The sequence below is a fragment of the Blastococcus sp. SYSU DS0552 genome, from assembly GCF_054050815.1.
Window position 1 is genome coordinate 33,981 of record NZ_JBJHAB010000003.1, and the last position, 23,875, is coordinate 57,855.

General features: G+C 73.1%; 21 protein-coding genes. 8 read left to right on the forward strand and 13 right to left on the reverse strand.

Going from position 1 to position 23,875, the window contains the following annotated elements; genetic code table 11:
* Positions 1-3: 3 nt before the first annotated feature.
* Together ACI8AG_RS03830 and ACI8AG_RS03835 are read right to left on the reverse strand one after the other, a co-directional pair.
* The gene (locus ACI8AG_RS03830) at positions 4-1,461 is read right to left on the reverse strand and encodes a flotillin family protein (RefSeq protein ID WP_456595985.1); all 1,458 of its coding nucleotides are present in this window, start codon (positions 1,459-1,461) and stop codon (positions 4-6) included.
* Entirely contained in the window at positions 1,458-2,156 is a 699-nt protein-coding gene (locus ACI8AG_RS03835; protein ID WP_456595986.1) for an NfeD family protein, read from the reverse strand. The genes ACI8AG_RS03830 and ACI8AG_RS03835 overlap by 4 nt, the downstream gene beginning before the upstream one ends.
* On the opposite strand from ACI8AG_RS03835, the gene ACI8AG_RS03840 reads away from it, so the two are divergent.
* Both ACI8AG_RS03840 and ACI8AG_RS03845 read left to right on the forward strand, forming a co-directional pair.
* Complete coding sequence (locus ACI8AG_RS03840) at positions 2,137-3,474, forward strand: DNA polymerase IV (RefSeq protein WP_456595987.1); 1,338 nt, start codon at positions 2,137-2,139, stop codon at positions 3,472-3,474. The two genes, ACI8AG_RS03835 and ACI8AG_RS03840, sit on opposite strands and share 20 nt — an antisense overlap.
* 53 nt (positions 3,475-3,527) lie before the next feature.
* The gene (locus tag ACI8AG_RS03845; protein WP_456589625.1) at positions 3,528-4,145 is read left to right on the forward strand and encodes a class I SAM-dependent methyltransferase; all 618 of its coding nucleotides are present in this window, start codon (positions 3,528-3,530) and stop codon (positions 4,143-4,145) included.
* Positions 4,146-4,194: 49 nt separating this feature from the next.
* Here ACI8AG_RS03845 and ACI8AG_RS03850 read toward each other — a convergent pair whose 3' ends face one another.
* Both ACI8AG_RS03850 and ACI8AG_RS03855 read right to left on the reverse strand, forming a co-directional pair.
* Positions 4,195-5,514 (reverse strand): CoA transferase, encoded by a 1,320-nt coding sequence (locus ACI8AG_RS03850; protein WP_456595988.1) that lies wholly within the window; start codon positions 5,512-5,514, stop codon positions 4,195-4,197.
* Entirely contained in the window at positions 5,511-6,743 is a 1,233-nt protein-coding gene (locus tag ACI8AG_RS03855) for a PucR family transcriptional regulator (protein WP_456589623.1), read from the reverse strand. Before ACI8AG_RS03855 ends, ACI8AG_RS03850 begins: the two co-directional genes overlap by 4 nt.
* Before the next feature lie 92 nt (positions 6,744-6,835).
* Between ACI8AG_RS03855 and ACI8AG_RS03860 the strand changes: the two genes are divergently transcribed.
* Positions 6,836-7,945, forward strand: coding sequence for a ferredoxin reductase (locus ACI8AG_RS03860; RefSeq protein WP_456595989.1), 1,110 nt, complete (start codon positions 6,836-6,838; stop codon positions 7,943-7,945).
* 26 nt (positions 7,946-7,971) lie between these two features.
* Positions 7,972-9,168, forward strand: a complete 1,197-nt coding sequence (locus ACI8AG_RS03865) for a fatty acid desaturase family protein (RefSeq protein WP_456589621.1) — start codon at positions 7,972-7,974, stop codon at positions 9,166-9,168.
* A gap of 130 nt (positions 9,169-9,298) precedes the next feature.
* On the opposite strand, the gene ACI8AG_RS03870 is transcribed toward ACI8AG_RS03865, so the two are convergent.
* From ACI8AG_RS03870 to rpsF, 6 genes are all read right to left on the reverse strand, one after another.
* Entirely contained in the window at positions 9,299-11,227 is a 1,929-nt protein-coding gene (locus ACI8AG_RS03870; RefSeq protein WP_456595990.1) for an Ig-like domain-containing protein, read from the reverse strand.
* Positions 11,228-11,474: 247 nt separating this feature from the next.
* Entirely contained in the window at positions 11,475-12,845 is a 1,371-nt protein-coding gene (gene dnaB, locus ACI8AG_RS03875; RefSeq protein ID WP_456589619.1) for a replicative DNA helicase, read from the reverse strand.
* 789 nt (positions 12,846-13,634) lie between these two features.
* Positions 13,635-14,081 (reverse strand): 50S ribosomal protein L9, encoded by a 447-nt coding sequence (gene rplI, locus ACI8AG_RS03880; RefSeq protein ID WP_456589618.1) that lies wholly within the window; start codon positions 14,079-14,081, stop codon positions 13,635-13,637.
* Positions 14,082-14,092: 11 nt separating this feature from the next.
* A complete protein-coding gene (gene rpsR, locus ACI8AG_RS03885; protein WP_073422051.1) occupies positions 14,093-14,329 on the reverse strand; it encodes a 30S ribosomal protein S18 in 237 nt (78 codons plus the stop codon).
* 99 nt (positions 14,330-14,428) lie between these two features.
* Positions 14,429-14,917, reverse strand: coding sequence for a single-stranded DNA-binding protein (locus ACI8AG_RS03890; RefSeq protein ID WP_456589617.1), 489 nt, complete (start codon positions 14,915-14,917; stop codon positions 14,429-14,431).
* 2 nt (positions 14,918-14,919) lie between these two features.
* Entirely contained in the window at positions 14,920-15,207 is a 288-nt protein-coding gene (rpsF, locus tag ACI8AG_RS03895; RefSeq protein WP_236826531.1) for a 30S ribosomal protein S6, read from the reverse strand.
* Positions 15,208-15,570: 363 nt separating this feature from the next.
* Here rpsF and ACI8AG_RS03900 point away from each other — a divergent pair, with 363 nt between their 5' ends.
* Entirely contained in the window at positions 15,571-16,374 is an 804-nt protein-coding gene (locus ACI8AG_RS03900; protein WP_456595991.1) for a deoxyribonuclease IV, read from the forward strand.
* On the opposite strand, the gene ACI8AG_RS03905 is transcribed toward ACI8AG_RS03900, so the two are convergent.
* The 3 genes from ACI8AG_RS03905 to ACI8AG_RS03915 all read right to left on the reverse strand — a co-directional run bounded on the left by ACI8AG_RS03905 (position 16,354) and on the right by ACI8AG_RS03915 (position 20,945).
* Positions 16,354-17,763 (reverse strand): glycosyltransferase family 87 protein, encoded by a 1,410-nt coding sequence (locus tag ACI8AG_RS03905; protein WP_456595992.1) that lies wholly within the window; start codon positions 17,761-17,763, stop codon positions 16,354-16,356. The two genes, ACI8AG_RS03900 and ACI8AG_RS03905, sit on opposite strands and share 21 nt — an antisense overlap.
* A 114-nt stretch (positions 17,764-17,877) precedes the next feature.
* A complete protein-coding gene (locus ACI8AG_RS03910) occupies positions 17,878-20,097 on the reverse strand; it encodes a transglycosylase domain-containing protein (protein WP_456595993.1) in 2,220 nt (739 codons plus the stop codon).
* Between the two features lie 431 nt (positions 20,098-20,528).
* Positions 20,529-20,945, reverse strand: a complete 417-nt coding sequence (locus ACI8AG_RS03915; RefSeq protein WP_456589613.1) for a DUF5318 family protein — start codon at positions 20,943-20,945, stop codon at positions 20,529-20,531.
* Positions 20,946-21,103: 158 nt separating this feature from the next.
* On the opposite strand from ACI8AG_RS03915, the gene ACI8AG_RS03920 reads away from it, so the two are divergent.
* The 3 genes from ACI8AG_RS03920 (at position 21,104) to ACI8AG_RS03930 (ending at position 23,868) form a co-directional block, all read left to right on the forward strand.
* Complete coding sequence (locus ACI8AG_RS03920; RefSeq protein ID WP_456595994.1) at positions 21,104-21,724, forward strand: PadR family transcriptional regulator; 621 nt, start codon at positions 21,104-21,106, stop codon at positions 21,722-21,724.
* 113 nt (positions 21,725-21,837) lie between these two features.
* A complete protein-coding gene (locus ACI8AG_RS03925) occupies positions 21,838-22,914 on the forward strand; it encodes an inositol-3-phosphate synthase (protein ID WP_456595995.1) in 1,077 nt (358 codons plus the stop codon).
* Positions 22,915-23,106: 192 nt separating this feature from the next.
* The gene (locus tag ACI8AG_RS03930) at positions 23,107-23,868 is read left to right on the forward strand and encodes a hypothetical protein (protein ID WP_456595996.1); all 762 of its coding nucleotides are present in this window, start codon (positions 23,107-23,109) and stop codon (positions 23,866-23,868) included.
* The last annotated feature ends 7 nt before the right edge of the window (positions 23,869-23,875 follow it).

Sequence of the window (23,875 nt, forward strand, 5' to 3'; positions counted from 1 at the left end):
GCGTCAGCCCCGGGAGGCGCCGTCCCCGTCCGACGAGATCGGCACGGTGGTCACGCCGCCCTGCGCCGCCGAGCCGCTGAGCCGGCGCAGCAGCGCCGCCACGTCGATGCCGGTGAGGTCACCGGACAGCTGCAGCCCCTGGGCGACGTTCGCCGCGACCGACTTCCCCAGCGAGCCCGCCCCGTCGGCTGAGATGACGGTCATCTTCTCCACACTGGACAGCGGGGCGGCCGCCGCACCCACGACCTCGGGCAGAACCTTGACCAGCATCTCCAGGATCGCCGCCTCGCCGTACTTGGCGAAGGCGTCGGAGCGCGCGTCGAGCGCCTCGGCCTCGGCCTGACCGCGGGCGAGGATCGCGGCCGCCTCGGCGGCGCCCTCGCGCTCGACGGCGTCGGCGATCGCCTGGCGGCGCTGCTTCTCGGCCTCACCGCGCTTGGCGCCCTCGATCGCTTCCGCCTGGGCGGCGGCGATGGTGGCCTGGCGCTCCGCCTCGGCGGTGAGGATGGCGGAGTTCTTGCGCCCCTCGGCCTCCTGCTCGACCCGGTAGCGCTCGGCGTCGGCCGGGCGGCGGACCTGGGTGTCGAGCTGGCGCTCGGTCAGCGCCGCCGTCCGCTCGGCGACCTTCTCCTGCTCCATGAGGACCGCCTGGTCCTGCGCGGCCTGCGCCAGCGGCCCGGCGGCCGCCGCGCGGGCCTTCGCGGCGTCGGTCTCGGCGGTGATCTCCGCCTGCTTGAGCGCCAGCTGGCGCTGGGCGATCGCGATCGCCTCGTCGGCCAGCAACTGCTCCTGCTGCGCGGCCTGCCGGGCGCGCGCCTCGGCGATGCTCGCCTCCTTGAGCACCCGGGCGGCCTCCGGGCGGCCCAGGTCGGCCAGGTAGGACCCCTCCGCCTGGATGTCCTGCAGCTGGAAGGTGTCCAGGACGAGACCCTGGCCGGTGAGCGAGGACTCGGCCTCTTCGGCGACGGCGGAGGCGAAGGCGGCCCGGTCGCGGATGATCTCCTCGATGGTCAGCCGGCCGACGATCGAGCGCAGCGCACCGGCGAGCACCTCCGACGTGAAGGTGTCGATGCCCTCCTGCTGGTTGAGGAAGCGCTGGGCGGCCGCGCGGATCGAGCTCTCGGTGCCGCCGACCTTCACGATGGCGACGCCCTCGAGGTCGCACTTCACGCCCTGCTTGCTGACCGCACCGCGGATACCGACCGGGATCCGGCGGCTGGAGAGGTCCATCGTGTGCAGCTTCTGCACGACCGGGAGCACGAAGACGCTCGCGCCCATCACGACCTTCTGGCCGGACTGGTCGCGGGAGACGACGCCGCTGGTGTCGGTGACCTGGCGACCCTGGCGCCCGGTGACGATGAACGCCTGGTTGGGGCCGGCCACCTTGATCCGGGACAGCACCAGCAGGACGAGCAGGATGATCAGGGCGACGATGCCGCCGATCGCGTAGAGCAGCGTCACGGGTGGGTGCCTCCGGGCTCGGTGAGGGGGTCCGTCGCGGTGGAGACGACCTGGACGGCGGTCTCGCTGAGTGCCTCGACGACGTAGACGGGGGTGCCGGCCGGCAGCGAGGTGTCGCTGCGGGCGGAGAACTTGAGGGGCTGGCCGGCCAGCGCCAGCCGGACCTCGCCGAAGCCGCCGGCGGGGACGGCCGAGACGACGACGCCCTGCGCCCCGGCGAGGTGGTGGCGGGTCAGCGTCTCCTGCGTCGGCATGTCGCGCAGCGCCCGGGACAGGCGCACCGCGCCCCAGGCCAGGGGCAGGGCGACCACCAGCCCGGCCACGGCGGCGAACAGGGCGGTGACGCCGGTCGGGAGCCCGGCGGGCAGCAGCGCGGTCGCGGCGGCGCCGCCGAAACCGATGCCGCCCAGCAGTGCGGCGATGGCCGGGACCGAGAAGGGACCGTCGACGTCGCCGCCGAGGTCGCCGATCTCCCCCACGACCGTCGCCAGCAGCAGCACGACGAGGCCGAGCGCGCCGACGACGAGGAACGTCACCGTCGTCGTGTCCAGCCAGCTCCCTCCGCGTGTCGTCGTCGGGGAGCCTGGCAGTTCCGTGACCGCCCGGGCAAGGAAGTCGCTCGCCCGGGGGAGCCCGGCGACCCCCGCCTGCGCGGGGCGGGCGATCATCGGGGGCATGAGGCGGGAGGCGAGCATCCTGCACCTGGACCTCGACGCCTTCTTCGCCGCCGTCGAACAGCGCGACAAGCCCTCGCTGCGCGGCCGGCCGGTCGTGGTCGGTGGCGTCGGCGGTCGCGGCGTCGTCGCCACCGCCTCCTACGAGGCCCGGGCGTACGGGGCGCGGTCGGCGATGTCCACCGCGGAGGCGCGCCGGCGGTGCCCTCCGGGGACGGCGTTCCTCGGTGGCCGGTTCCCCGCCTACCGCCGCACCTCCGACGTCGTCATGGACCTGCTCCGCGAGCTCTCCCCGTTGGTGGAACCCGTCTCGATCGACGAGGCGTACGTCGACCTCGCCGCCGGGCCCGGGCACGACCTCTCCGTTTCCGGTGTGACGGAACTAGCCAGGGGGCTCAAGGAGCGCATCGCCGTTGCCACGGGGGGCGTCACCGGGTCGGTCGGCGTGGGCAGCTCGAAGCTGATGGCGAAGATCGGCTCGGACCTGCAGAAGCCCGACGGCCTCGTCGTCGTCCCGCCGGGCGGCGAGCTCGACCTCCTGCACCCGCTGCCGGTCACGCGGCTCGGTGGCGTCGGCCCGGCGACGGCGGAGCGGCTGCACCAGGTCGGCGTGCGCACGGTCGGCGACCTGGCCGCCAAGTCGCTGCCCGACCTCGTGGCGCTCGCCGGCCGCGCCCACGGCGCCGGCTTGCACGCCCTGGCCCGCGCCGAGGACGACCGCGCCGTCGTCCCCGACCGGGGGGTGAAATCGGTGTCGCACGAGGAGACGTTCGAGCGCGACCTCACCGACCTCGCCGTGCTGAATCGGGAGATCGACTCGATGGCGGCGCGGGTCGGCAGCCGGTTGCGCGCCTCGGCGCACTCCGGCCGCACCGTGACCCTCAAGCTGCGCCGGTACGACTTCACCACGATCACCCGGTCCCAGACCCTGGCCCAGCCCACCGACGACGCCCGGCTGATCGCCGCCACGGCCCGCCGCCTGCTCACCGAGGCGGGGACCGGTGGGGGCCTGCGCCTGCTCGGGGTGGGTGTGTCGGGGCTGTCCCTCTACGCGCAGGGCGACCTGTTCGCGACCGAGGACGACGCGCCCGACGAGGCCCCGGCGCCCGAGCCGGAGGCGGCCGCGGAGCCGGAGCTGCCGGTCGAGAAGCGCTGGTGGCCGGGGCAGGACGTGCGGCACGAGGAGCTGGGGGCCGGCTGGGTGTGGGGCCGCGGGCTGGGCCGGGTGACGGTGCGGTTCGAGGGCCCGTTGACGCCGCCGGGCCCGGTGCGCACGCTGGCCGCCGACGACCCGGCACTGCACCCCGCCGAGCCACCCGACTGGAGGGCACCCGGCTGACCGCGACGGGCGGCGCGCTCCGGGTGCGGCCGGCGCCCGTGTAGAACGGCTCCATGACCGGTCGTCCCGAACCCAGCGCCTGGACCCGCATGACCCAGGAGGACCCCGAGCACTCCGCCGCGTACGTCCAGCGGTTCCGCACCCTCGCGGAGCAGGGGATGGACCTGGTGGGGGAGGCGCGGCTCGTGGACGCGATGCTGCCGCGCGGATCGCGGGTCCTGGACGCAGGCTGCGGCCCCGGACGGGTCGGCGCCCACCTGCACGAGGTTGGACACCAGGTGGTGGGCGTCGACGTCGACCCGGTGCTGATCGCCGCGGCCGAGGAGGACCACCCGGGTCCGCGGTGGCTGGTCGGCGACCTCGCCGAGCTGGACCTCCCCGCGCAGCAGGGCATCGACGAGCCCTTCGACGCCATCGTGAGCGCCGGGAACGTGATGGCGTTCCTCGCGCCGTCCACCCGCGGCGCGGTGCTGCGCCGGCTGCGCGCCCACATCGCGCCGGACGGCCGGGCCGTCATCGGCTTCGGCGCGGGCCGCGGCTACGCGTTCGACGACTTCCTCGCCGACGCCCGTGCGGCGGGTTGGGAGCCGGACCTGCTGCTGTCCACGTGGGACCTGCGGCCGTTCACCCCCGACTCCGACTTCCTGGTGGCCGTGCTGCGTCCCGCCTGAGCAGCCGCCCGGGCGCCGTCGTGCCGCTCGTCCCACGGGTCGGACGGTGTCAGCGGGGCAGCCACTGAGGCCGGGTGCTCGGCGGCAGCAGCGCTCCCGTCGTCCACGGAGGACGCCCCGGCGGGGCGACGACCGTGACGGGCCCGGCCGGCGACGGCAGCTCGACCAACCATGGCCCGGGATCGATCGGGGGTCCCGGCCGCTCGTCCCCGGGGCGGGCGTCCAGCAGCCAGTGGGCCGTCGCGGCGAGCGAGAGGTCCGCGCACCAGCCGCCGCCCTCGGTGCGCTGGCGGCCGAGCAGCCCCAGGACGGCGGCTGCGGCCAGGTGGCCGGTCGCGTGGTCGAGCGCCTGCACCGGCAGCGCGCCCGGCACGTCGCCCTCGCCGTATGCCGTCGCGATGCCGGTCGCCGCCTGGACCAGCGAGTCGAAGCCCCGGCGGCTCCCCCACGGGCCGCGCGTGCCCCACGACGACAGCCGGGCCACGACGAGGTGCGGGTGCCGCTCGGCCAGTGACCCGGGATCGAGGCCGTGGCCGTCGAGCGCCCCCGGCCGGTAGCCCTGGACGACGACGTCGGCTCCGGCGACCAGTTCCTCCACCCGGGTGCGGTCGTGCCGGTCGGCCAGGTCGAGCAGCACGTGCCGCTTCCCCGCGCCGGTGTCGCGCAGCAGACCGAGGTCGTCGGGCGCCTGCGGGGAGTCGACCCGCAGGACGTCGGCTCCGTGCGCCGCGAGCGCCCGGGTGGCCACCGGGCCGGCGATGACCCGCGTCAGGTCGAGCACGCGCATCCCGCGCAGCGCGACGCAGCGCCCCGGATGCTCGGCGACGTGGGTCACCGCGACGAGGGGCTGCTCGCGCACCGCCGCCGCCTGGGGGTGCGCCGCCCAGACGGCTTCGCTGCGGACGGCCGCCGCCGCCCCACCTGCCTCGACCACCGCCGTCTCCAGCTCCTCGGCACGCCACCGGAGCGCGGCGGACGCCATGTCCTCACCCAGCACCGCCGTCGCGGCAGCGCGGTGCTGCGGGTAGTTGCCGTGGAGCCGGACCCAGCCGTCGGCGGTCCGCCAGAAGCGGGACAGCGGGGCGAACCCGCCGCCGGCTGGTTTCCCGTGAAACCTCACGTGCCGTTCGCCGGCGAAGGATGCGGCCACGTGCCCCGCGTCGAGGTGGAGCGGTCGTTCCGCCACCTCGCCGACGTCACGGGCGGCGAGCAGCTGCGCGGCGACCGCACCGATCGCGAGCCCCGGGACGTCCAGGGGGCCGGCCAGCCCCGTGCGTGCGCGCACCAGTGGAACGCCGACGTCCCATGCGGCGCCGATCGCCGTCCCCACCTCGTCGACCAGCCGGGCCGCGCCCGGCGGGAGGGTCACCCGGGCCCACCGGGCCCGCGGGACGGCGCCCCACCCGCTGGTGGTGCCAGCGGGATACCGAGCGCGATCGTCAGCTCCAGCACCGTCTGCGGGTCCTCCAGGCCGCGCCCGTAGAGCTGACGTAGCTGCGTCATCCGGTAGCGGACCGTCTGCGGGTGCACGAACAGCGCCGCGGCGACCTGGTCGCGCCGGCCGTGGTGCAGCAGCCAGCAGCGCAGCGTCTCGGTGAGCTTCTCCCGCGCGGCCTCGCCCACCGCCTCCAGCGGGGCCAGGACCCGGGCCCGCAGATCCGCCAGCGCCTCCTCGTCGGCGCGCAGCAGCAGCTCGGCCAGCCGGGCATCGGTGTCCACGGGCCCGTCCTCCGCCCCGGCCATGCCCAGCCGCAGGGCACGCACCGCGCGGCCGTAGGACGCCTGCGCGCTCCACCACGGGCGCGCCGGCCCGACCACGGCCCGGCGGCCCGCCAGGCCGCGCAGCAGGGCGCCGCGTCGGGCGCCGTCGGCGTCCGGCACGAGCAGCACCGCGGTCTCCCCGGCCGGGTCCAGCCCGGGCAGGTCCTCGGTCGCGACGAGGGTGCGCGGATCGAGGGAGACCATCGCGCCGCGGACCCGCCCCTCGGGGAGCAGCGCGACGGTCAGCGTGCGCGGCGGTGTCCAGTCGGCCCGCTGCGCCAGCTCGGTGAGCTCCGTGTGCGGACTGCCGGTCAGCAGCCCGCGCGCCAGCCGCTCGAGCAGGCGCTGGCGCGCGCGCCCGCTGGAGGCCAGCTCGTCGGCGTGCCCGGCGACGCTCGCCGCGGAGAGCCGGTCGATGTAGGCGAACACCAGCTCGGCGAACCGGGCGAGCGACTCGGGGTCCATTCCCGTGCGGACGGCGGTGGCGCTCATGTCCCGCCACGACACCCGCGCACCCACCCGGTAGGCGGCCAGCAGCGCGTCCATCGAGCGGCCGCTGCGCGCCTCACCGCGGCCCAGGGCGTACGCGGCCTCGACGACCGGGCCCCCGGGGGTGCCGGCGTCCACGTTGCCCCCGGCGGCGGCGACCTGCAGGAAGCCCCGCAACGCCATCTCGACGGCGGCGGAGATCTTGCGACCCATCGGGCCGGCGAACGCGTCCGCGTAGCTGGGGACGCCCACGATGATCTCCTCCACCGCCCGCTCGGCGACAGCCGTCAGCTCGGCGCGCATCGCCTCCGCGACGGTCTCCGGGAACGGTGCCGGGTCCGGGGACATCGGGTCTCCTTTGTTCAGCCGGAACAGAAGCTACCGCTGGATTCACATCCGGAGCACAGGTATCTGGTGCTCGGACTGGGAAAGCTGAGTACATGACAGCAACCGCCCCTCGCCCCGCTGCGGCTCGCCCGCCGACGCGGAGCGCGCTGCGCGACCGGGTGTTCAGGCTCGCCGAGCTGGTGACCACCCCGCTGCTGCCGGTCGACTACCTCGACCTGTTCGACCCGCTCCGCTCGGGTGCGGCTCTGCGCGGTCGGATCGAGGCCGTGCAGCGGGAGACCCGGGACGCGGCGAGCATCGTGATCCGCCCCGGCCGCGACTGGCTGCCGCACACGCCCGGCCAGTACGTCCGCATCGGCGTCGACATCGACGGGGTCCGCCAGTGGCGCGCCTACTCGATCACCTCGGTCCTCGGCCGGGCCGACGGCTGCTTCACCATCACGGTGAAGGCCATCCCCGACGGCAAGGTCAGCAACTACCTGGTGCACCGCGTGCAGCCGGGCACGATCGTCCAGCTCGACCAGGCCACCGGGGAGTTCTGCCTGCCCGAGCAGGTGCCGGCCAAGGCGCTGTTCGTCACCGCCGGGTCCGGCATCACGCCGGTCATGGGCATCCTGCGCAACCACGCCGACTCCCTGGCCGACACCGTGTTGGTCCACTCGGCGCCCACCGCCGACGACGTCGTCTTCGGCGACGAGCTGCGGCAGATGGCCGCCGAGGGCCGGATCCGGCTCATCGAGCAGCACACCGACAGCGCCGGCATGCTCGACGCGCGGTCGATCGCCGAACTGGTGCCCGACCTGCACGAGCGCGCCACCTGGGCCTGCGGCCCCGTCGGCATGCTCGAGGCGCTGGAGGAGCACTGGGCCTCGGTCGGCATCGCCGACCGGCTCTACACCGAGCGCTTCCGGCCGCGGATCGCCGTCACCGGCGAGGGCGGCACCGTCACCTTCACCAGGAACGGCGCGAGCGTCGAGGCCGACGGCGCGACCCCCATCCTCGACGCCGCCGAGGAGGCCGGCGTCCTCATGCCGAGCGGCTGCCGGATGGGCATCTGCTACGGCTGCGTGCTCCCCCTGCGCGAGGGCGCGGTCCGCGACCTGCGCAACGGGGAGATCACCACCGCGGAGGACGTCGGCGACGGCGTCCTCGTCCAGACCTGCATCAGCGCCCCCGCCGGCGCCTGCGCCATCGACCACTGATCCAGCCGAACCGAGGAGCCGGACACATGACCGTTCTGCAGAAGAAGCCCGAGAACCCGATCGCCCACCTGACCGCCGAGGACATCGAGCTCATCGGCAAGGAGCTCGACACCATCCGGCAGGAGGTGCGCGACAGCCTCGGTGAGGACGACGCGAAGTACATCCGCACGGTCATCGACGTGCAGCGCAAGCTCGAGCTGGGCAGCCGCGCCGTCCTGCTGTTCTCCAAGTTCCCCCCGGCGTGGGTGCTCGGCACCGCCGGCCTCTCGATCGCCAAGATCCTCGAGAACATGGAGATCGGGCACAACATCCTGCACGGCCAGTGGGACTGGATGCGCGACCCGAAGATCCACTCCACGACGTGGGAGTGGGACATGGCCAGCCCGGCCGCGCAGTGGAAGCACTCGCACAACGAGCTGCACCACACGTACACGAACGTCGTCGGCAAGGACAACGACCTCGGCTACGGCATCATGCGCGTCGACGAGGACCAGAAGTGGCACCCGTTGTACCTGGCGCAGCCGCTGTGGAACTTCATCAACGCCTGCTTCTTCGAGTACGGGATCGCCGCGTACGACCTGGAGCTGGGCAAGAACCTGGCGACCAAGAAGCGGCGCAACGACCCGAAGTTCCGGGCTGCCGCCAAGCAGGTGCTGAAGAAGATCCGCAACCAGGCCGCCAAGGACTACGTCGTCCACCCGCTGCTGTCGGGCCCGTCGTTCCTGCCGACGCTGGCCGCGAACTTCACCGCCAACGTCGTGCGGAACCTGTGGTCGCACTCGGTCATCATGTGCGGCCACTTCCCCGAGGGCGTCGAGACCTTCGAGAAGACCTCGATCGAGGGGGAGACCCGCGGCGAGTGGTACCTCCGCCAGATGCTGGGCTCGGCGAACATCTCCGGCAGCAAGGCCATGCACATCATGACCGGGAACCTGTCGCACCAGGTGGAGCACCACCTGTTCCCCGACCTCCCGAGCAACCGGTACGCCGAGATCGCCCCGCGGGTGAAGGAGATCTTCGACCGCTACGACCTGACCTACCACTCCGCCCCGCTGTACAAGCAGGTCGCGAGCGCGTGGCACAAGGTCATCCGGCTCTCGCTGCCCAACGGCTGGCTCGCCGAGACGACGCCGAAGAACGCCCCGGCGCAGCTGGCCAAGCTGTACAAGATGACCACCGGCGGGCCCAAGGTCCGCCGCGAGCTGATGCGCGCCGCCGCCTGAGAAAGGACCCCGCCCACCTCACCCTTCGCTCGCTCAGGGTGAGCCTCGGGGCAGGGCCGTGAACGGGAGAGGCCCAGGACCGTCGTGGTCCTGGGCCTCTCGCGTGCAACGCCCCCCGGCGCTCAGGGCATCAGCCCTGGCCGGGGAAGTTCAGCGACCACAGCAACGTCGGGTCGCTGATCGGCACCTCCCACACCGGGCCGTCGAGATCGGGGTCGACGACCTCCCCGCGGCCGAGGAATGCCGCGACCTGCCCCTGGGCCTGCATCGCGGCCACCGGGAACCGCGCGACGTCCAGCAGGAAGCCGTGCGGGTTGAGCGCGGCGGTGGTGGCCTCGTCGTTGCGGAAGAGGCTCGTCCGCGACCACAGGTCACCGGCGTCGACCAGCGTGTAGGACGTCGGGTTCGGCACCGTCTGGTCACCGAACGCGACCTGGACCAGCACCCGGTCGTGCCGGATCAGCGGCGCGAACGTCTCCGGGCTGCCGGGCCGGGTCAGCCACGTCGCCTTGGCCAGGTAGTCCTGGATGGCCAGGGCACCGGGCGCGGTCGCGGTCACCGGGCCCTCACCGCGCAGCGGCAGCTGCTCCTCGAAGAACCAGCGGCTGGCGTCGGGGCTGTTGGGCGCCAGACCCGCGGCCTGGAGCGCCTGGAAGGTGAGCGGCCGGAAGGCCGGCGAGAGGCGCGAGATCTCGCTGATCGGGCCCCCGGGCACGTTGAGCACCGAGCGGGCAATCGCCCGGTCGGCGCCGGCGAGCATGGTGCCGTAGATGCCACCGAAGCTCTGCCCGAAGTAGGTGACCCGCGCGCCGGACAGGTCGCCGCGCCGGTCGCCGTCGACGTCCGTTCCGCCCAGCGAGCGGACCAGCGTCATGATGTCGGCCGCGGTCTGGCGGAGCGCGTCCCGGGACGAGACCGCACCGGCTGCGCCCGTGGCCGAGGAGCCCTCGGTGCTGCCGAAGAGCCCGTCACCGTCCTGGTCGACGCCCCGGCCGTAGCTCGGGAACGTCCGGGTCTCGCCCGCTGCCGTGGTGATCTGCCAGGTGCTCTCCGGGCCGTACCCGTGCCCGACCACGTTGGTCCCGATGGTCGCGATGCCGCTGCGGGAGTTGGTGAGGGCGGCGAGGAACACGCTGGTCGTCGAGCCGGTGAAGCCGTGCCCGAAGACTGCGGTAGGCCAGCCGCCGTCCGGCGCGGGGCCGGGCGGGAGGACGGCGACGAAGGGCAGGCGGTCGGCCTCGACCGGCGCCGGACCGTCGTCCCGGGTCGGCGTCTGGGTGATGGTGCCGTCGGGGGTGAGCCAGGACGGTGCCTGGTAGGAACCGAACACCAGCGTGCTGCCGGCGGGCAGGAGGTTGATCGGCTGGACGCTCGGCCCGGCCGGGGTGCCCCCCGGCGTGCCGGGAGCCGGCCGGTCGGGGACGAAGGTGACCGTCGAGCCCGTCACCGGGACGACGCCGTCGATCTCCAGCCCGGGGCGCGCGATCCCGAGCTCGCGCAGCGCGCGGTTCGACTGGATCTGCCGGTTCAGGTCGAGCAGTCCGTCGGTGGCGCTCAGCGTCGTGAAGGTCTCGGTGGTGGCCGAGTTCGCCGGCCCGGCCTGCACGTCGATGCGGTACGTGGTGCCCGGTGCGAGCTGCTCCACGGGGTGGGCGTACAGCGTGTTGGTGGCCGGGTCCCAGACGACGCGGTCGACGCCGGTGCGCCACCCGCCGCGCTCCTGCCGCACGGTGATCCGCTCGGCGACCTGGGCCGGGTCGACCGGGGCGCTGAAGCGGACGGCGATGCGCGGGTCGAGGTCGAAGCCGTCGAGCTGGTTGAGCCGCTCGACGAGACCGCAGGTGACGACGGTGCCGCAGTTCTCCGTCGGCAGGGCGACCCGCAGGCCGGTGAGCTGCTGCCGGTCGGGAACGGTCAGGTCGTTCGTGGGGAAGACCGATACCGGCTGGGCCGGTGCGGGGGCGGCGAGCGCGGGGGAGGCGGTGGCCGTGACGGTCACCGCCGCAGCCAGGGCGCTGATGACCGACGCGGTCGTCCGGCGCCAGGGATGTGAGGACAACGGGTCTCCTATGCCTGAGGGGACCTCTTCCTAACCCACTGGTGACACGGGCCACAATGGTTGCCGGCTGCATCGGTGCAGACCGTGGCGCTGCGCTGCGCGGATGGGTTCGTGCACGGTGCTCGCAGCCCATCACGGGGGCTACCAGCACGGATTGCCGAGCACGACCGGACCCCGTGCCCCCCAGATGCCGCGGGGCCCGGGACCGACCGGTCCCGGGCCCCGCCCAGCCGTACAGCCGGTCGGCTCAGTTCGCCATGTCCACGAAGCGGCTGTAGTGGCCCTGGAAGGCGACCGTGACGTTGGCGGTCGGGCCGTTGCGGTGCTTGACCAGCATGATGTCGGCCTCGCCGGCCCGCGGGGACTCCTTCTCGTACATGTCCTCGCGGTGGATCATCATCACCATGTCGGCGTCCTGCTCGATCGAGCCGGACTCGCGGAGGTCCGAGAGCATCGGCTTCTTGTCCTGGCGCTGCTCCGACCCACGGTTCAGCTGCGACATCGCGATCACCGGGACCTCGAGCTCCTTGGCCAGCAGCTTGAGCGCACGGGAGAACTCCGAGACCTCCTGCTGGCGGCTCTCGACGCGCTTGCCCGACGTCATCAGCTGCAGGTAGTCGATGACCACGAGCTTGAGGTCGTTGCGCTGCTTGAGCCGCCGCGCCTTCGCCCGGATCTCCATCATCGTCATGTTCGGCGAGTCGTCGATGTAGAGCGGGGCGTCGGCGACCTCCCCCATCCGGCGCGCGAGCTTGGCCCAGTCCTCGTCGGAGAGGGAGCCGGCGCGCATGTGGTGCAGCGGCACCTTCGCCTCCGCCGACAGCAGACGCATGGTGATCTCGTGCTTGCTCATCTCCAGCGAGAAGATGACCGCGGGCAGCCCGTGCTTCACCGTCGCCGACCGGGCGATGTCCAGCCCCAGGGTCGACTTGCCCACGCCGGGACGGGCCGCGATGACGACCATCTGGCCCGCCTGCAGGCCGTTGGTCAGCTCGTCGAGGTCGCGGATGCCCGTGGGCACACCGCGGGCCGTGCCGCCGCGGGAGGCGATGGCGTCCAGCTCGTCCATCGTCGGCTGGAGGACGTCCTCGAGGCGCGAGTAGTCCTCGCTCATGCGTTTCTCGGTGACGTCGTAGATCTCCTGCTGGGCCCGGTCGACGATGTCGTCGACGTCGCCCTTCCCACCGGCTGCGCCGTAGCCCAGCTGGACGACCCGGGTACCGGCCTCCACCAGCCGTCGCAGCACCGCCTGCTCGGCGACGATCGCGGCGTAGTAGCCGGCGTTGGCCGCCGTCGGCGTGGACTGGATGAGCGTGTGCAGGTAGACCGCGCCGCCCATCTTCGACAGCTGGTCGGTGCGGTTGAGCTCCGCGGCCACGGTGATCGCGTCGGCCGGCTCACCCCGCCCGTACAGGTCGAGGATGCAGTCGAAGATCACCTGGTGCGCCGGCCGGTAGAAGTCGTTGCCGTGCAGCACCTCCACGACGTCTGCGATCGCGTCCTTGCTCAGCAGCATGCCGCCGAGCACCGACTGCTCCGCCGCGACGTCCTGCGGCGGCTGCCGGTCGTACGCCGGCGCTGTCGCGGACGGTCGGCTGAACTCGTCGGCCACCGCCACGGGGGTACCTCCATCTCCTTGCGGGCGCGCCCGCATCACCACCACGCGCAGGGGAAGTACGCGAGCTCGGCGGACGGCGCCATGCCGAACACGTGTTCGGCTCCTGCCTACCGGAGGGGACTGACAGTCACGTCCGCTCGGTGGCCGGAGAGGACGTTAGGAAGCAGCGCGGGCCACGTCCACCACCGGTGTGCACACCGATCTGCACAACTTGTGGACAAGTCGGTGGACGGACGCATGTCGACATGTGGAGGAGTACGGGGACAGCCGCTCCGCGCCGGCGGTCATCCGCCAGCTGACCTGCAGGGACGCTGCCCACCGGGTGTGGACGGAGAAAACCCAGGAAGAAAATCCGAGGTGTCGTACCAGGAGCCACACCGGTGCACCGGTCCCCTCCGCGAGGTCGGCCGGCCACCTTCCGGACGTGGCGTCGTGACCGGCCGGCCACCTCGTGGACGGCGCGCGATGACCGCCCCAGCGCCCCCGTGGCGGGCGCCGGCTGATCCCCGCCCTCCCAGGCACCCTGCCCCGGTCGGACGGCGCGAGAGCGGTCCTCAGGGCACCCGGCGGGCCGGCCACGCCGAGCAGGGGGGTCCGGCAGGGGCACGGCGGAGGCGTCAGGGGACCAGGCCCCGCAGACGCCACGAGGGGCGCCGGACCTGCGTCCGACGCCCCTCGTGGGAGGTGCCTTCGTCCGATGGCTCACCCCGAGCGAGCACGGGGAGAGCGCGGACGGGGCGCCCCTCTGCCCGGTCCCGTCGCGAGCGGCGGGCGGCAGAGGGGCCTCGATCAGCTGGCGACGACCTCGATGGTCAGCTGAGCGTTGACCTCCGGGTGCACCCGCACGGTGACGGTGTGCTGGCCCGTGGTCTTGATGCTGCTGGGCAGCTCGATCCGGCGACGGTCGAGCTCCGGGCCACCGGCGGCGGTCACGGCAGCGGCGACGTCGGCGGTGGTGACCCGGCCGAACAGCCGGCCACCGTCACCGGCGCGCGCCGGCACCTGGACGGTCAGCCCGGACAGGCGACCGGCCACGGCCTGCGCCTCCTCGAGCGACCGGACGTCGCGGGTGGCACGCGCCCGGCGCAGCGACTCGACCTGCTTCTCCGCACCCCGGGTGGCGACGATGGCCAGCCCGCGGGGCAGGAGGTAGTTGCGGCCGTAGCCGCCCTTGACCTCGACGGTGTCGCCGGAGGACCCGAGACCGGTGACCTCCTGCGTGAGGATCAGCTTCATCGTGCTCATGATCAGCGCGCCGTCGAGGTGTAGGGCAGCAGGGCCATCTCACGGCTGTTCTTCACGGCCGTGGCGACGTCCCGCTGGTGCTGGCTGCAGTTGCCGCTGACGCGGCGGGCACGGATCTTGCCGCGGTCGGAGATGAACTTCCGCAGCAGGGTCGTGTCCTTGTAGTCGATGTAGGTCGCCTTGTCCTTGCAGAACTGGCAGACCTTCTTCTTGGGCTTGCGAACAGGGGGCTTGGGCACTGATATCTCCAGTGAGGGAAGTGCGTGGGTGACCTGGGGTGGCCCTCCTGCAGGGGCCCACGCCGAGCGGAGCGAGGCGTGGGGGGCAGGAGGGTCCTCTTAGAAGGGCGGCTCGTCCGACGGCCCGGCGGGCGTCGACCACGGGTCGCTCGCCCCGCCGCCACCGCCGAAACCACCACCGCCGCCGCCACCGCCGCCGCTGAAGCCGCCGCCGCCCTCACCGCGCGAGGCGCGGGTGACCTTGGCGGTGGCGTAGCGCAGGGAGGGGCCGATCTCGTCGACCTCGAGCTCGACGACGGTGCGCTTCTCGCCTTCCTTCGTCTCGAACGAGCGCTGCTTGAGGCGACCGCTGACGATGACCCGCGATCCACGGGTCAGCGACTCGGCCACGTTCTCCGCGGCCTGCCGCCACACGTTGCAGCGGAGGAACAGCGCCTCGCCGTCCTTCCACTCCTGCGACTGGCGGTCGAAGGTCCGCGGCGTCGAGGCCACGGTGAAGTTGGCGACGGCAGCGCCCGACGGCGTGAAGCGCAGCTCCGGATCGGCGGTGAGGTTGCCGATGACGGTGATGACGGTCTCGCCGGCCATGGTCAGTGGACCTCGGGCCGCATCAGCTTCGTGCGCAGGACCGACTCGTTGAGGTTCAGCTGCCGGTCGAGCTCGGCCACCGCGGCCGGCTCGGCCTGGATGTCCACGACCGCGTAGATGCCCTCGACGTGCTTCTTGATCTCGTAGGCCATGCGGCGACGGCCCCAGATCTCGGTCTTGACGGTGCCACCGGAGTTGGTGACGACGGTCAGGAACCGGTCGAGCGAGGGAGCGATCGTGCGCTCCTCCAGGTCGGGGTCGAGAATGACCATCAGTTCGTAGTGACGCACGGAGAACCCCACCTCCTCTGGTCTTCGCGGCTGCAGGGAATCTGCAGCAGGAGGGTCGTACACGCGTCGCGCGCCCCGGCAGGAGCCGGAACGCGCGCACCCAGGCTACCAGCGGCGGAGCAGGGCGGGCCAGGCGCTGTCCACAGGTGGAGGACCCCGTCCCTCCCCACCCCTCGCGAGCTGGGGGCGGCCACGCCGAGACCCCGGCGGGCCGAGCGACGAAGGCGACCCGTTGCCATGTTCTGCTACCTCCACGTCGAGGCGACACCACGACCGGCGGATCACCCCGGTCACAGCCTCGACGATGATGTGACGTGCGCGATACGGGTGAACCCGCATCTCGTCGAGAAACCGGAGATCAGCATGGCCGTGCACCCGATCGGCGTACACGTGGGCGCTGGGGCGGACGACGCACCCGTCCCCGGTCCGCTGCCCCGGGCGGCGGAGGTCGGCGCCGACGCGGTGCAGGTCTTCCTCGCCGATCCCCAGGGGTGGAAGGCGCCGCCTCCCCGCCCCGATGCCGCGCAGCTGCGCGAGTCCGGCCTCGCGCTGTTCGTCCACGCCCCCTACGTGCTCAACGTGGCGACGACGAACAACCGCATCCGCATCCCCAGCCGGACGCTGCTGGGCAAGCACGCCCAGGCCGCGGCGGAGGTCGGCGCGCGCGGCCTCGTGGTCCACGGCGGGCACGTGCTGGCCGGCGACGACCCGGCGGTGGGCGTCGACAACTGGCGCAAGACGTTCGCCCGTCAGGCCGAGCAGGGCGGCTTCCCCGTGCCCGTGCTGATCGAGAACACCGCCGGGGGCGGCAACGCGATGGCCCGCGACCTGGACGCGCTCGGCCGGCTGTGGGAGGCCGTCGGCGAGTACGGGGCCGGCTTCGTCCTGGACACCTGCCACGGCTGGGCCGCCGGCTGGGACCTCGGCGCGGCCGTCGACGCCGTCCGCGCGGTGACGGGCCGGATCGACCTGGTCCACCTGAACAACAGCCGGGACGCCGCGGGCTCCGGACGCGACCGCCACGCACCGCTCGACGGCGGGGAGATCTCCCGCGAGGTGCTGGTGGAGGTGGCGCGCGCTGCCGGCTGCCCGGTGATCCTGGAAACCCCGGGCGACGCTGCGGCGCACGCGGCCGAAATCGCGCTGCTACGCGACGCGCTGGTCTGACCGGCGCAGCACGAACCGGTCGGGAGCGTGCTCCAGCGGCCCACCGGCCGGGTCGTCCACCCCGGGCCAGCTGGTGCGCACGACGTCCCGGTCCGGATCCAGCACGTCCCGCACGACCAGCGCCATGAGGACGACGACGGCCGCGTCGCGGACGGTCACCGCGAGGAGGAACCACTCGACGTCGATCCCCCGGTTCTCCGTGCCCAGGTACCAGAGCAGCCGGGGCACCCAGAGCAGCGCCTCGGTGGCCTGCCAGGCCAGCAGCGAGCGCCATCGGGGCCGGGCGAGCACGGCCAGGGGGAGCAGCCACAGGGAGTACTGCGGGCTCCACACCTTGTTGGTGAGCAGGAAGACCGCGACCAGCAGGAAGGCGATCTGGGCGACCCGCGGTCGCACCGGCGCGGCCAAGGTCAGCCATGCGACGGCCGCGAGCCCGGCCAGCAGCGCCACCGCGACGGCAGCGTTGAGCACCGTCGGGGTCTGCCCCTCGGCCAGCGGGCCGTCGAGCAGCTGGTCGCCGGCGACGTGCAGCGCCAGGTTCCACAGGGAGTCGGGATCGGCCGGCCGCGTGCTGTTCAGCCGGAAGAAGCGCGACCAGTTCTCCGGCGCCAGCATCGCGATCGGCACGTTGACCACCGCCCAGGCGAGTACGGCAGCCACCGCGGTGCGCAGCCATACCCGCAGCCGCCCCGACCGCAGGCAGAGCAGGAAGAGGACTGCCAGCAGGAAGGCCGGGTAGAGCTTGGCGGCGGCACCCAGGCCGAGGAGGACGCCGGCGAGCACCGGGCGGCGCCGGGCCCAGGCCCACATCCCCAGAGTGGCCAGCGCGACCGCGAACAGGTCCCAGTTGGTGAAGGCATGCACCACCAGCAGCGGGGACAGCCCGATCATCGCCGCGTCCCACGGCCGGCGGCCGGCCAGCGCCAGAGTGGCCCGCACCACGAGCAGGGCACACGCGGTCAGCAGCAGACAGGTGACCACGTAGTAGCTCTGCACCGGGGGGACGGCGGGCAGCAGCCCGGACGCCGCCGCGGCCCGGTCGTAGCCGGCGGCGACGGTGGCGCCCAGCGCCATGAACCCACCGGTGAGCACGGGGTACTCGACGGCGGAGTCCAGGTAGGGCAGGGCGCCGTCGCCGAGCCCGTGCAGCCCGAACAGCGGCACCGTGTCCGAGTAGCAGAAGTGCGTGTACTGGACGGAGCCCGACCAGTCGCCGTCGGCGCACGGTGCCTGCTTCACCCAGGCCACGGCCAGCGCGAGCGTGGCGAACAGCAGGCACACGCGCAGCGGCGTCCAGAAGAGCGCACGGCCGGTGAGGGCGAAGCGGCCCCACGGGCCCCCGACGGCTTCGCTGGCCTGCCGGACCACCGGATCGGTCCAGGAGGGCACCACGCGATCCGGCGCTGACCCGCGCGGAGTTCCACGTGGAACGAGCACGGGCCCGTCCGCGGTGGCGGACGGGCCCGTGGGCGTGCTGCGCATGGCAGCAGTGTGCGTGATCGGTCAGTCGACCGGCGGCGGGACGACGGGGCCGGGCGTGCCTTCCCCGGTGCCGCCGGTCCCGCCGGTTCCCCCGGTGCCCCCGGTGCCGCCCGTTCCCCCGGTGCCGCCGGTGCCGCCGGTTCCCCCGGTGCCGCCGGTCCCACCCGTGCCGCCGGTTCCCCCGGTGCCGTCCGTGTCGCCGGTGCCGTCCGTGTCACCGGTGCCGTCCGTGTCACCGGTGCCGTCCGTGCCACCGGTGCCGCCGGTACTCGGCGTCGTGGTGGCCGGGGCGCTCGAGGTCGGTGCGCTCGGGGTCGACGTGGACGGCGGGGCCGCAGGGGTGTCCACCGGCGCGGGCGCCTCGGTCGTCGGCTCGGGAACGCCCTGACCGGTGTCGCCGGTGATGAGCGGCCGGTCGGGCAGGTCCTCCTCCGGGGTGCCGGCGTGCACCGCGTTCATGTAGTCCTGCCAGATGGCACCGGGCAGCCCCGCGCCGTAGATGATCTGACCGCTGGAGGTCCTGATCGGCTCCAGGACATCCGCGCCCATCCAGACCGCGGTGGACACCGACGGGGTGTAGCCGACCATCCAGGCGTCGGAGTTGTCCTCGCGGTTCAGCCCCTGCGTACCGGTCTTGCTGGCCACCTCCCGGCCGCCGTCGAGCGACCGGCGGGAGTAGGAGGCGACGTCCTTCAGCGCGACGGTGACGTCGTTGACGACGTCGGCCGGCAGCACCTGCTCGCCGGGCGGTGGGGCGTTTTCCAGGAGCACGGTTCCCTCGCTGTCGGTGACCCGGGAGACGAAGTGCGCGTCGCGGAAGACGCCACCCGCCGCCAGCGTGGCGAAGCCCTGGGCCTGGTCGATCGGACGCATCTCGTACTCTCCGATGCCGATCGAGGAGCCGGTGAGGCCGTCGGCGTTGGCCAGCGTCGTGTAGCCCTCGAGGTTGCCGCTCTCCCAGGTATCGGGGAGGCCCGTGGCCGCGCGGATCGTCTCCCGAACGTTCTCCGGGCCGACCTCGTAGGCGAGACCGTAGAAGGTGGTGTTGAGCGAGCGGGTGATCGCCTCGGTCAGCGTGCAGGCCGCGCAGCTGGTGCCGCCGGAGTTGGTCACCGGTTGGTTCGGACGATCCGGGAAGGTCTGCGGCGAGCTGCCGTCGCGCCGCGCGCGGACGCCGATGCCCTGCTCCAGCGCCGTGGCGAGGACGTAGGGCTTCACCGACGAGCCCGGCTGCCGCTGCGCCTGCGCGTAGTCCGTGCCGACGCCGTTCTCGCCCCCGTAGTAGGCGATGACCCCACCGGTGCGCGGGTCGACGGACACGAGGGCCGTCCGGAGGTTGTCCGGCTGACCGTCCAGCGCCGCCCGCGCACTCGCGACGGCGGCATCCTGCGCCGGCTTGCTGATCGTGGTCGTGATCTGCAGACCGCCGGCGTTGATCTCCTGCTCGTCGTAACCGCGCGCCTGGAGCTCCCGCCGCACCTCCTTGACGATGTGGCCCTCCGGGCCCTCCGGGGTGCCGAGCGGGGAGTCGCCCCGGGGCAGCACCTCGGGGTAGACCGAGGCCGCCCGCTCCTCGGCCGTCAGCCAGCCCTCCTCGACCATCGCGTCGAGCACCAGGCCCCAGCGCTTCTGCGCGCCCTCGGGGTTCGTCTCGGGGTCGTTGCCGGAAGGGCTGCGGATCAGGACGGCGAGCACGGCGCCCTGCTGCGGGGTCAGCTCGGCCGCCGAGACGCCGAAGTAGGTGTTCGCCGCGGCCTCGATGCCGTAGGCGCCGCGGCCGTAGTAGATGGTGTTGAGGTAGTTCTCGAGGATCTGCTCCTTCGAGAAGTTGTTGTCCAGCTTGATCGCCAGGAACAGCTCCTGGAACTTGCGGCTGAACGTCTGGTCGGAGGTCAGGAAGGCGTTCTTCACGTACTGCTGGGTGATCGTCGAGCCACCCTGCGTGGAGCCCCCGGTGAGGTTGTTCCACGCCGCGCGGACGATGCCGGTGAAGGAGATGCCCGGGTCGGTGTAGAAACTCCGGTTCTCCGCGGCGAGCACGGCGCGCTGAGCGGGCTCGGAGATCTGGTCCAGCGGCACGTTGGTGCGGTTCTCGTCGCCCAGCCGCGCCATCTCCGTGACACCGTCGGCGTAGTGGATGACCGTGGTCTGCTTCGTGGAGACGGAGTCGGGGCTGGGCACCTCGGTGCTGGCGTAGACGACGCCGACGAAGACGCAGAGCAGCGCGAGGAGCCCACCCATCACTGCGGCGGTGATCTTCAGCCGGCGCGTGCGGCGCTGCTTCGTGCTACGGCCCGCCTTGCCCTTGGCGGCCGGACGGCCCGGGGGGCGGCCCGAGCCACCGCGCGAGGACCCGGTCGCACCGCGCGAGGAGCTGGTGCCACCCCGCGACGCTGGAGGACGTCTTCCCGCAGGCGGTCGGCCGGAACCGCCACCCCCGCCGGTGCTGCGGGTACGGGCGGCCGGCGGCCGGCGCACCGAGCCGGCCCGCGGTGCGACGGGCGAGGTCTCGTCGTGGCTGGGCACGAGCGCACCCCTTCCTGGACTGTGGTGGGCGACGCCGGGCACCTGCCCGGACGCAGCGGTTCGTCTTCAGCTGTGGCAGCGGAGCAGGCCCGCCGCGTTGCGGGCCAGGTGGAGCACGTGGGACGGGGGTCCTGCCGACCGGCCCGTCACTGCTCGGGTGCCGCCCGGCGCCGGCCGCGGCGGGGCCGACGGCCCGGCTCGGGCTCAGCTCCGAGGACGTACGAGCAGTCCAGGTGGTTCCAGCCGCAGCCGCGGCACACCTCGACCCGGTACACCGAGAACTCGTCCTGGGCGGCGTCCATGCGGGCGAGCTCGACCTCGGTCTTGGCCTGGCCGGCCACCGGCCCGAGGTGCTCGCCGTACACGTAGTTCACCAGGGTGAGACGTTCCCGTCGGCACACCGGGCAGGCGGTGTCGGTCGGCTCTCCGTGGTACTTCGCCGCCCGCGAGAGGTACGGACTGGCGTCGCACACCTCGAACAACCCGGTACGGCCCGCATGTACTCCCGCGAGGACGGCTCGCCGCTGCAGCGAGTAGTCCACGACGGAACGACGTCCGGGCACGGCGGCCAATGTACGCACCGGCCCCGCGTCCGTGGGACTGCCGAACACGGGTCTCACCTCGGGTGACACACGCGCCCCACGGCTCCGGGGTGGAGCAGCAGGAACGCCCGATGTATCGTGCCGATACATCGACTGAAGGCGCGACCGGGGAGGGCGACGTGCTCGAGTTCGCCATCCTCGGCCTGCTGCACCAGGCCCCGATGCACGGGTACGAGCTGCGCAAGCAGCTCGCCGCGGTGCTCGGCGGGCTGCGCAGCATCTCCTACGGCTCGCTGTACCCCGCGCTGCGGCGGATGCAGGCGGCCGGGCTGATCTCCACCGACGAGCCCACGCCGCGTGCCCTGCTGCCGGCCGACGCACCGCCGCTGACCGGCCGGCGCGGGAAGGTGGTCTACACGATCACCGCGGAAGGCAAGGAGCGCTTCCACGAGCTGGTCAGCCAGACCGGCCCGGAGGCCTACGACGACGGTGGTCTCTTCGGCGTCCGCCTGGCCTTCTTCCGCCACACGGCGCGCGACGTCCGGCTGCGGATCCTCGAAGGCCGCCGGCGCACCGTGGAGCGGCAGCGGGAAGGGTTGCGGGCCTCGTTGGCCCGGACCCGCGAACGGCTCGACCGCTACACGCTCGAGCTGCAGCGCCACGGTCTGGAGTCGGTGGACCGGGAGGTCCGCTGGCTCTCCGAGCTCATCGACAGCGAACGGGCGGAATCCGGCGACCGGCCGGTGCACCGCGCGGGCGAGGACGACGGGCCGGCCGCTGCGGAGCACGTCCCGACCTAGCAACGGTCACCGCACCACCCAGCACCTATCGGCGGGCCAGCCCGCCTAGACAGCAACGGACCACACCCGGTCCGCGCCCAGGGGACCACCACGGTCCAGGAGTAAGGAGAGTCATGGGGTCAGTCAAGGTCGCCATCGTCGGCGTCGGTAACTGCGCCGCCTCGCTGGTGCAGGGCGTGCACTACTACCGCGACGCCGACGAGACCACGTCCGTCCCGGGCCTGATGCACGTCCGTTTCGGTGAGTACCACGTCTCCGACGTCGAGTTCGTGGCCGCGTTCGACGTCGACGCCAAGAAGGTCGGCCGCGACCTCTCCGAGGCCATCGTCGCCAGCGAGAACAACACGATCAAGATCTGCGACGTCCCGCCGCTGGGCGTGACCGTGCAGCGCGGGACCACCCTCGACGGGCTCGGCAAGTACTACCGCGAGATGGTCGAGGAGTCCGACGAGCAGCCGGTCGACGTCGTCGCCGCCCTGCGCGAGTCCGGCGCGGACGTGCTCGTCTGCTACCTCCCCGTCGGGTCGCAGCAGGCCGCCGAGTTCTACGCGCAGGCCGCGCTCGACGCCGGCGTCGCGTTCGTCAACGCCCTGCCGGTCTTCATCGCCGGCACGAAGGAGTGGGCGGACAAGTTCACCGCCGCCGGTGTGCCGATCGTCGGCGACGACATCAAGAGCCAGGTCGGCGCCACCATCACCCACCGGGTGCTCGCCAAGCTGTTCGAGGACCGCGGCGTGCAGCTGGACCGCACGATGCAGCTCAACGTCGGCGGCAACATGGACTTCAAGAACATGCTCGAGCGCGAGCGCCTGGAGTCCAAGAAGATCTCCAAGACCCAGGCCGTGACCAGCCAGGTCGACCGGGACATGGGCGTGGGCAACGTGCACATCGGCCCGTCGGACCACGTGCCGTGGCTGAGCGACCGCAAGTGGGCCTACGTCCGCCTCGAGGGCCGCGCGTTCGGCGACGTCCCGCTGAACCTGGAGTACAAGCTCGAGGTCTGGGACTCCCCGAACTCGGCCGGCATCATCATCGACGCCGTCCGCGCCGCGAAGATCGCCAAGGACCGCGGCATCGGCGGCCCGATCCTGTCGGCGTCCTCCTACTTCATGAAGAGCCCGCCGGTGCAGTACAGCGACAGCGAGGCCCGGGACGCCGTCGAGGCCTTCATCCGCGGCGACGTCGCGTAAGGACCCCCCGCTCGCTCCGCTCACGGCGGGGCCCTGCAGGGAGGCCGTTCCATACGGTCACCGGGCCCGCATCCCTCCGGGGATGCGGGCCCTGTCGCGTTTCCTGCCGGGGGATGGGTGGCCGCCCTGCAGGGACCCGCCGCGAGCCTGCGAGTGGCGGGGGCAGGGCGGTCCCTTCACTACGCTTCCGCCATGCCTGCCCGCCCCCGCCTCGTCCCCCGAGCGAGCGCGGCGGGGCTGGCACTCCTGATCCTCGCCGGGTGCACGACCGAGCCGCGTCAGGCCGGTGAGCCGGTCACCGAGGAGGACGCCGCCGTGCTGGCGGAGCTGCTGCACCGCAACCACGAGGAGGGCGGCGCGGATTTCGTCGTGACGGTGCCGTTCTCCGATGACGCGGTGCTCACGCTGACCGGCCAGATCGACTTCCAGCGCGCGGTCGGCCAGGTGCAGGCGGTGACCGAGGTCGACAGCGAGGACCGGGACACCCGCACCCTCTTCTTCGACCGCGACCACCTCTGGTCCGGTGACGTGCCGGGGCTGACCGAGGCGCTCGCCGCCGACGGCGCGCCGGCCGCGACCTACCTGCGCCGGCCCCTGTCGACGGAGCAGGCGGAACCGCCGCTGCTCGACGTGGTCATCCGGGTGCTGCAGAACCTCTCCGCGGAGCGCCCCGACGAGCCCGAGGACTTCCTGACCGGCCCGTACCAGTGGCACGGGGAGCAGGCGATCGACGGCCGGCCGACCACGGTGTACCGGCTCCGGGACGAGCGCACCGTCGCGGTCGACGACTCCGACCGGACGCTCGTGCAGTACCGGACGCCGCTGGCCGACGGCAGCATGGAGGTGACCGTCACGCTCGCGGAGCACGGGACCCGCCGGCTGGCGCTGCCCACGGCGGGGGAGACGGCAGCCGCGGCGGACCACCCGGAGATCGCCGAGGCGTTCGGCATCTGACCGGGCC

Coding starts and splice junctions, on each gene's coding strand:
- ACI8AG_RS03890 (WP_456589617.1), bottom strand. CDS start 14,917: ATGGCCGGCGAGACCGTCATCACCGTCATCGGCAACCTCACCGCCGAT.
- ACI8AG_RS03900 (WP_456595991.1), top strand. CDS start 15,571: ATGGCCGTGCACCCGATCGGCGTACACGTGGGCGCTGGGGCGGACGAC.
- ACI8AG_RS03855 (WP_456589623.1), bottom strand. CDS start 6,743: ATGTCCCCGGACCCGGCACCGTTCCCGGAGACCGTCGCGGAGGCGATG.
- ACI8AG_RS03910 (WP_456595993.1), bottom strand. CDS start 20,097: ATGGGTGGGCTCCTCGCGCTGCTCTGCGTCTTCGTCGGCGTCGTCTAC.
- ACI8AG_RS03840 (WP_456595987.1), top strand. CDS start 2,137: ATGAGGCGGGAGGCGAGCATCCTGCACCTGGACCTCGACGCCTTCTTC.
- ACI8AG_RS03865 (WP_456589621.1), top strand. CDS start 7,972: ATGACCGTTCTGCAGAAGAAGCCCGAGAACCCGATCGCCCACCTGACC.
- ACI8AG_RS03835 (WP_456595986.1), bottom strand. CDS start 2,156: ATGCTCGCCTCCCGCCTCATGCCCCCGATGATCGCCCGCCCCGCGCAG.
- rplI (WP_456589618.1), bottom strand. CDS start 14,081: ATGAAGCTGATCCTCACGCAGGAGGTCACCGGTCTCGGGTCCTCCGGC.
- ACI8AG_RS03860 (WP_456595989.1), top strand. CDS start 6,836: ATGACAGCAACCGCCCCTCGCCCCGCTGCGGCTCGCCCGCCGACGCGG.
- ACI8AG_RS03925 (WP_456595995.1), top strand. CDS start 21,838: ATGGGGTCAGTCAAGGTCGCCATCGTCGGCGTCGGTAACTGCGCCGCC.
- ACI8AG_RS03930 (WP_456595996.1), top strand. CDS start 23,107: ATGCCTGCCCGCCCCCGCCTCGTCCCCCGAGCGAGCGCGGCGGGGCTG.
- ACI8AG_RS03845 (WP_456589625.1), top strand. CDS start 3,528: ATGACCGGTCGTCCCGAACCCAGCGCCTGGACCCGCATGACCCAGGAG.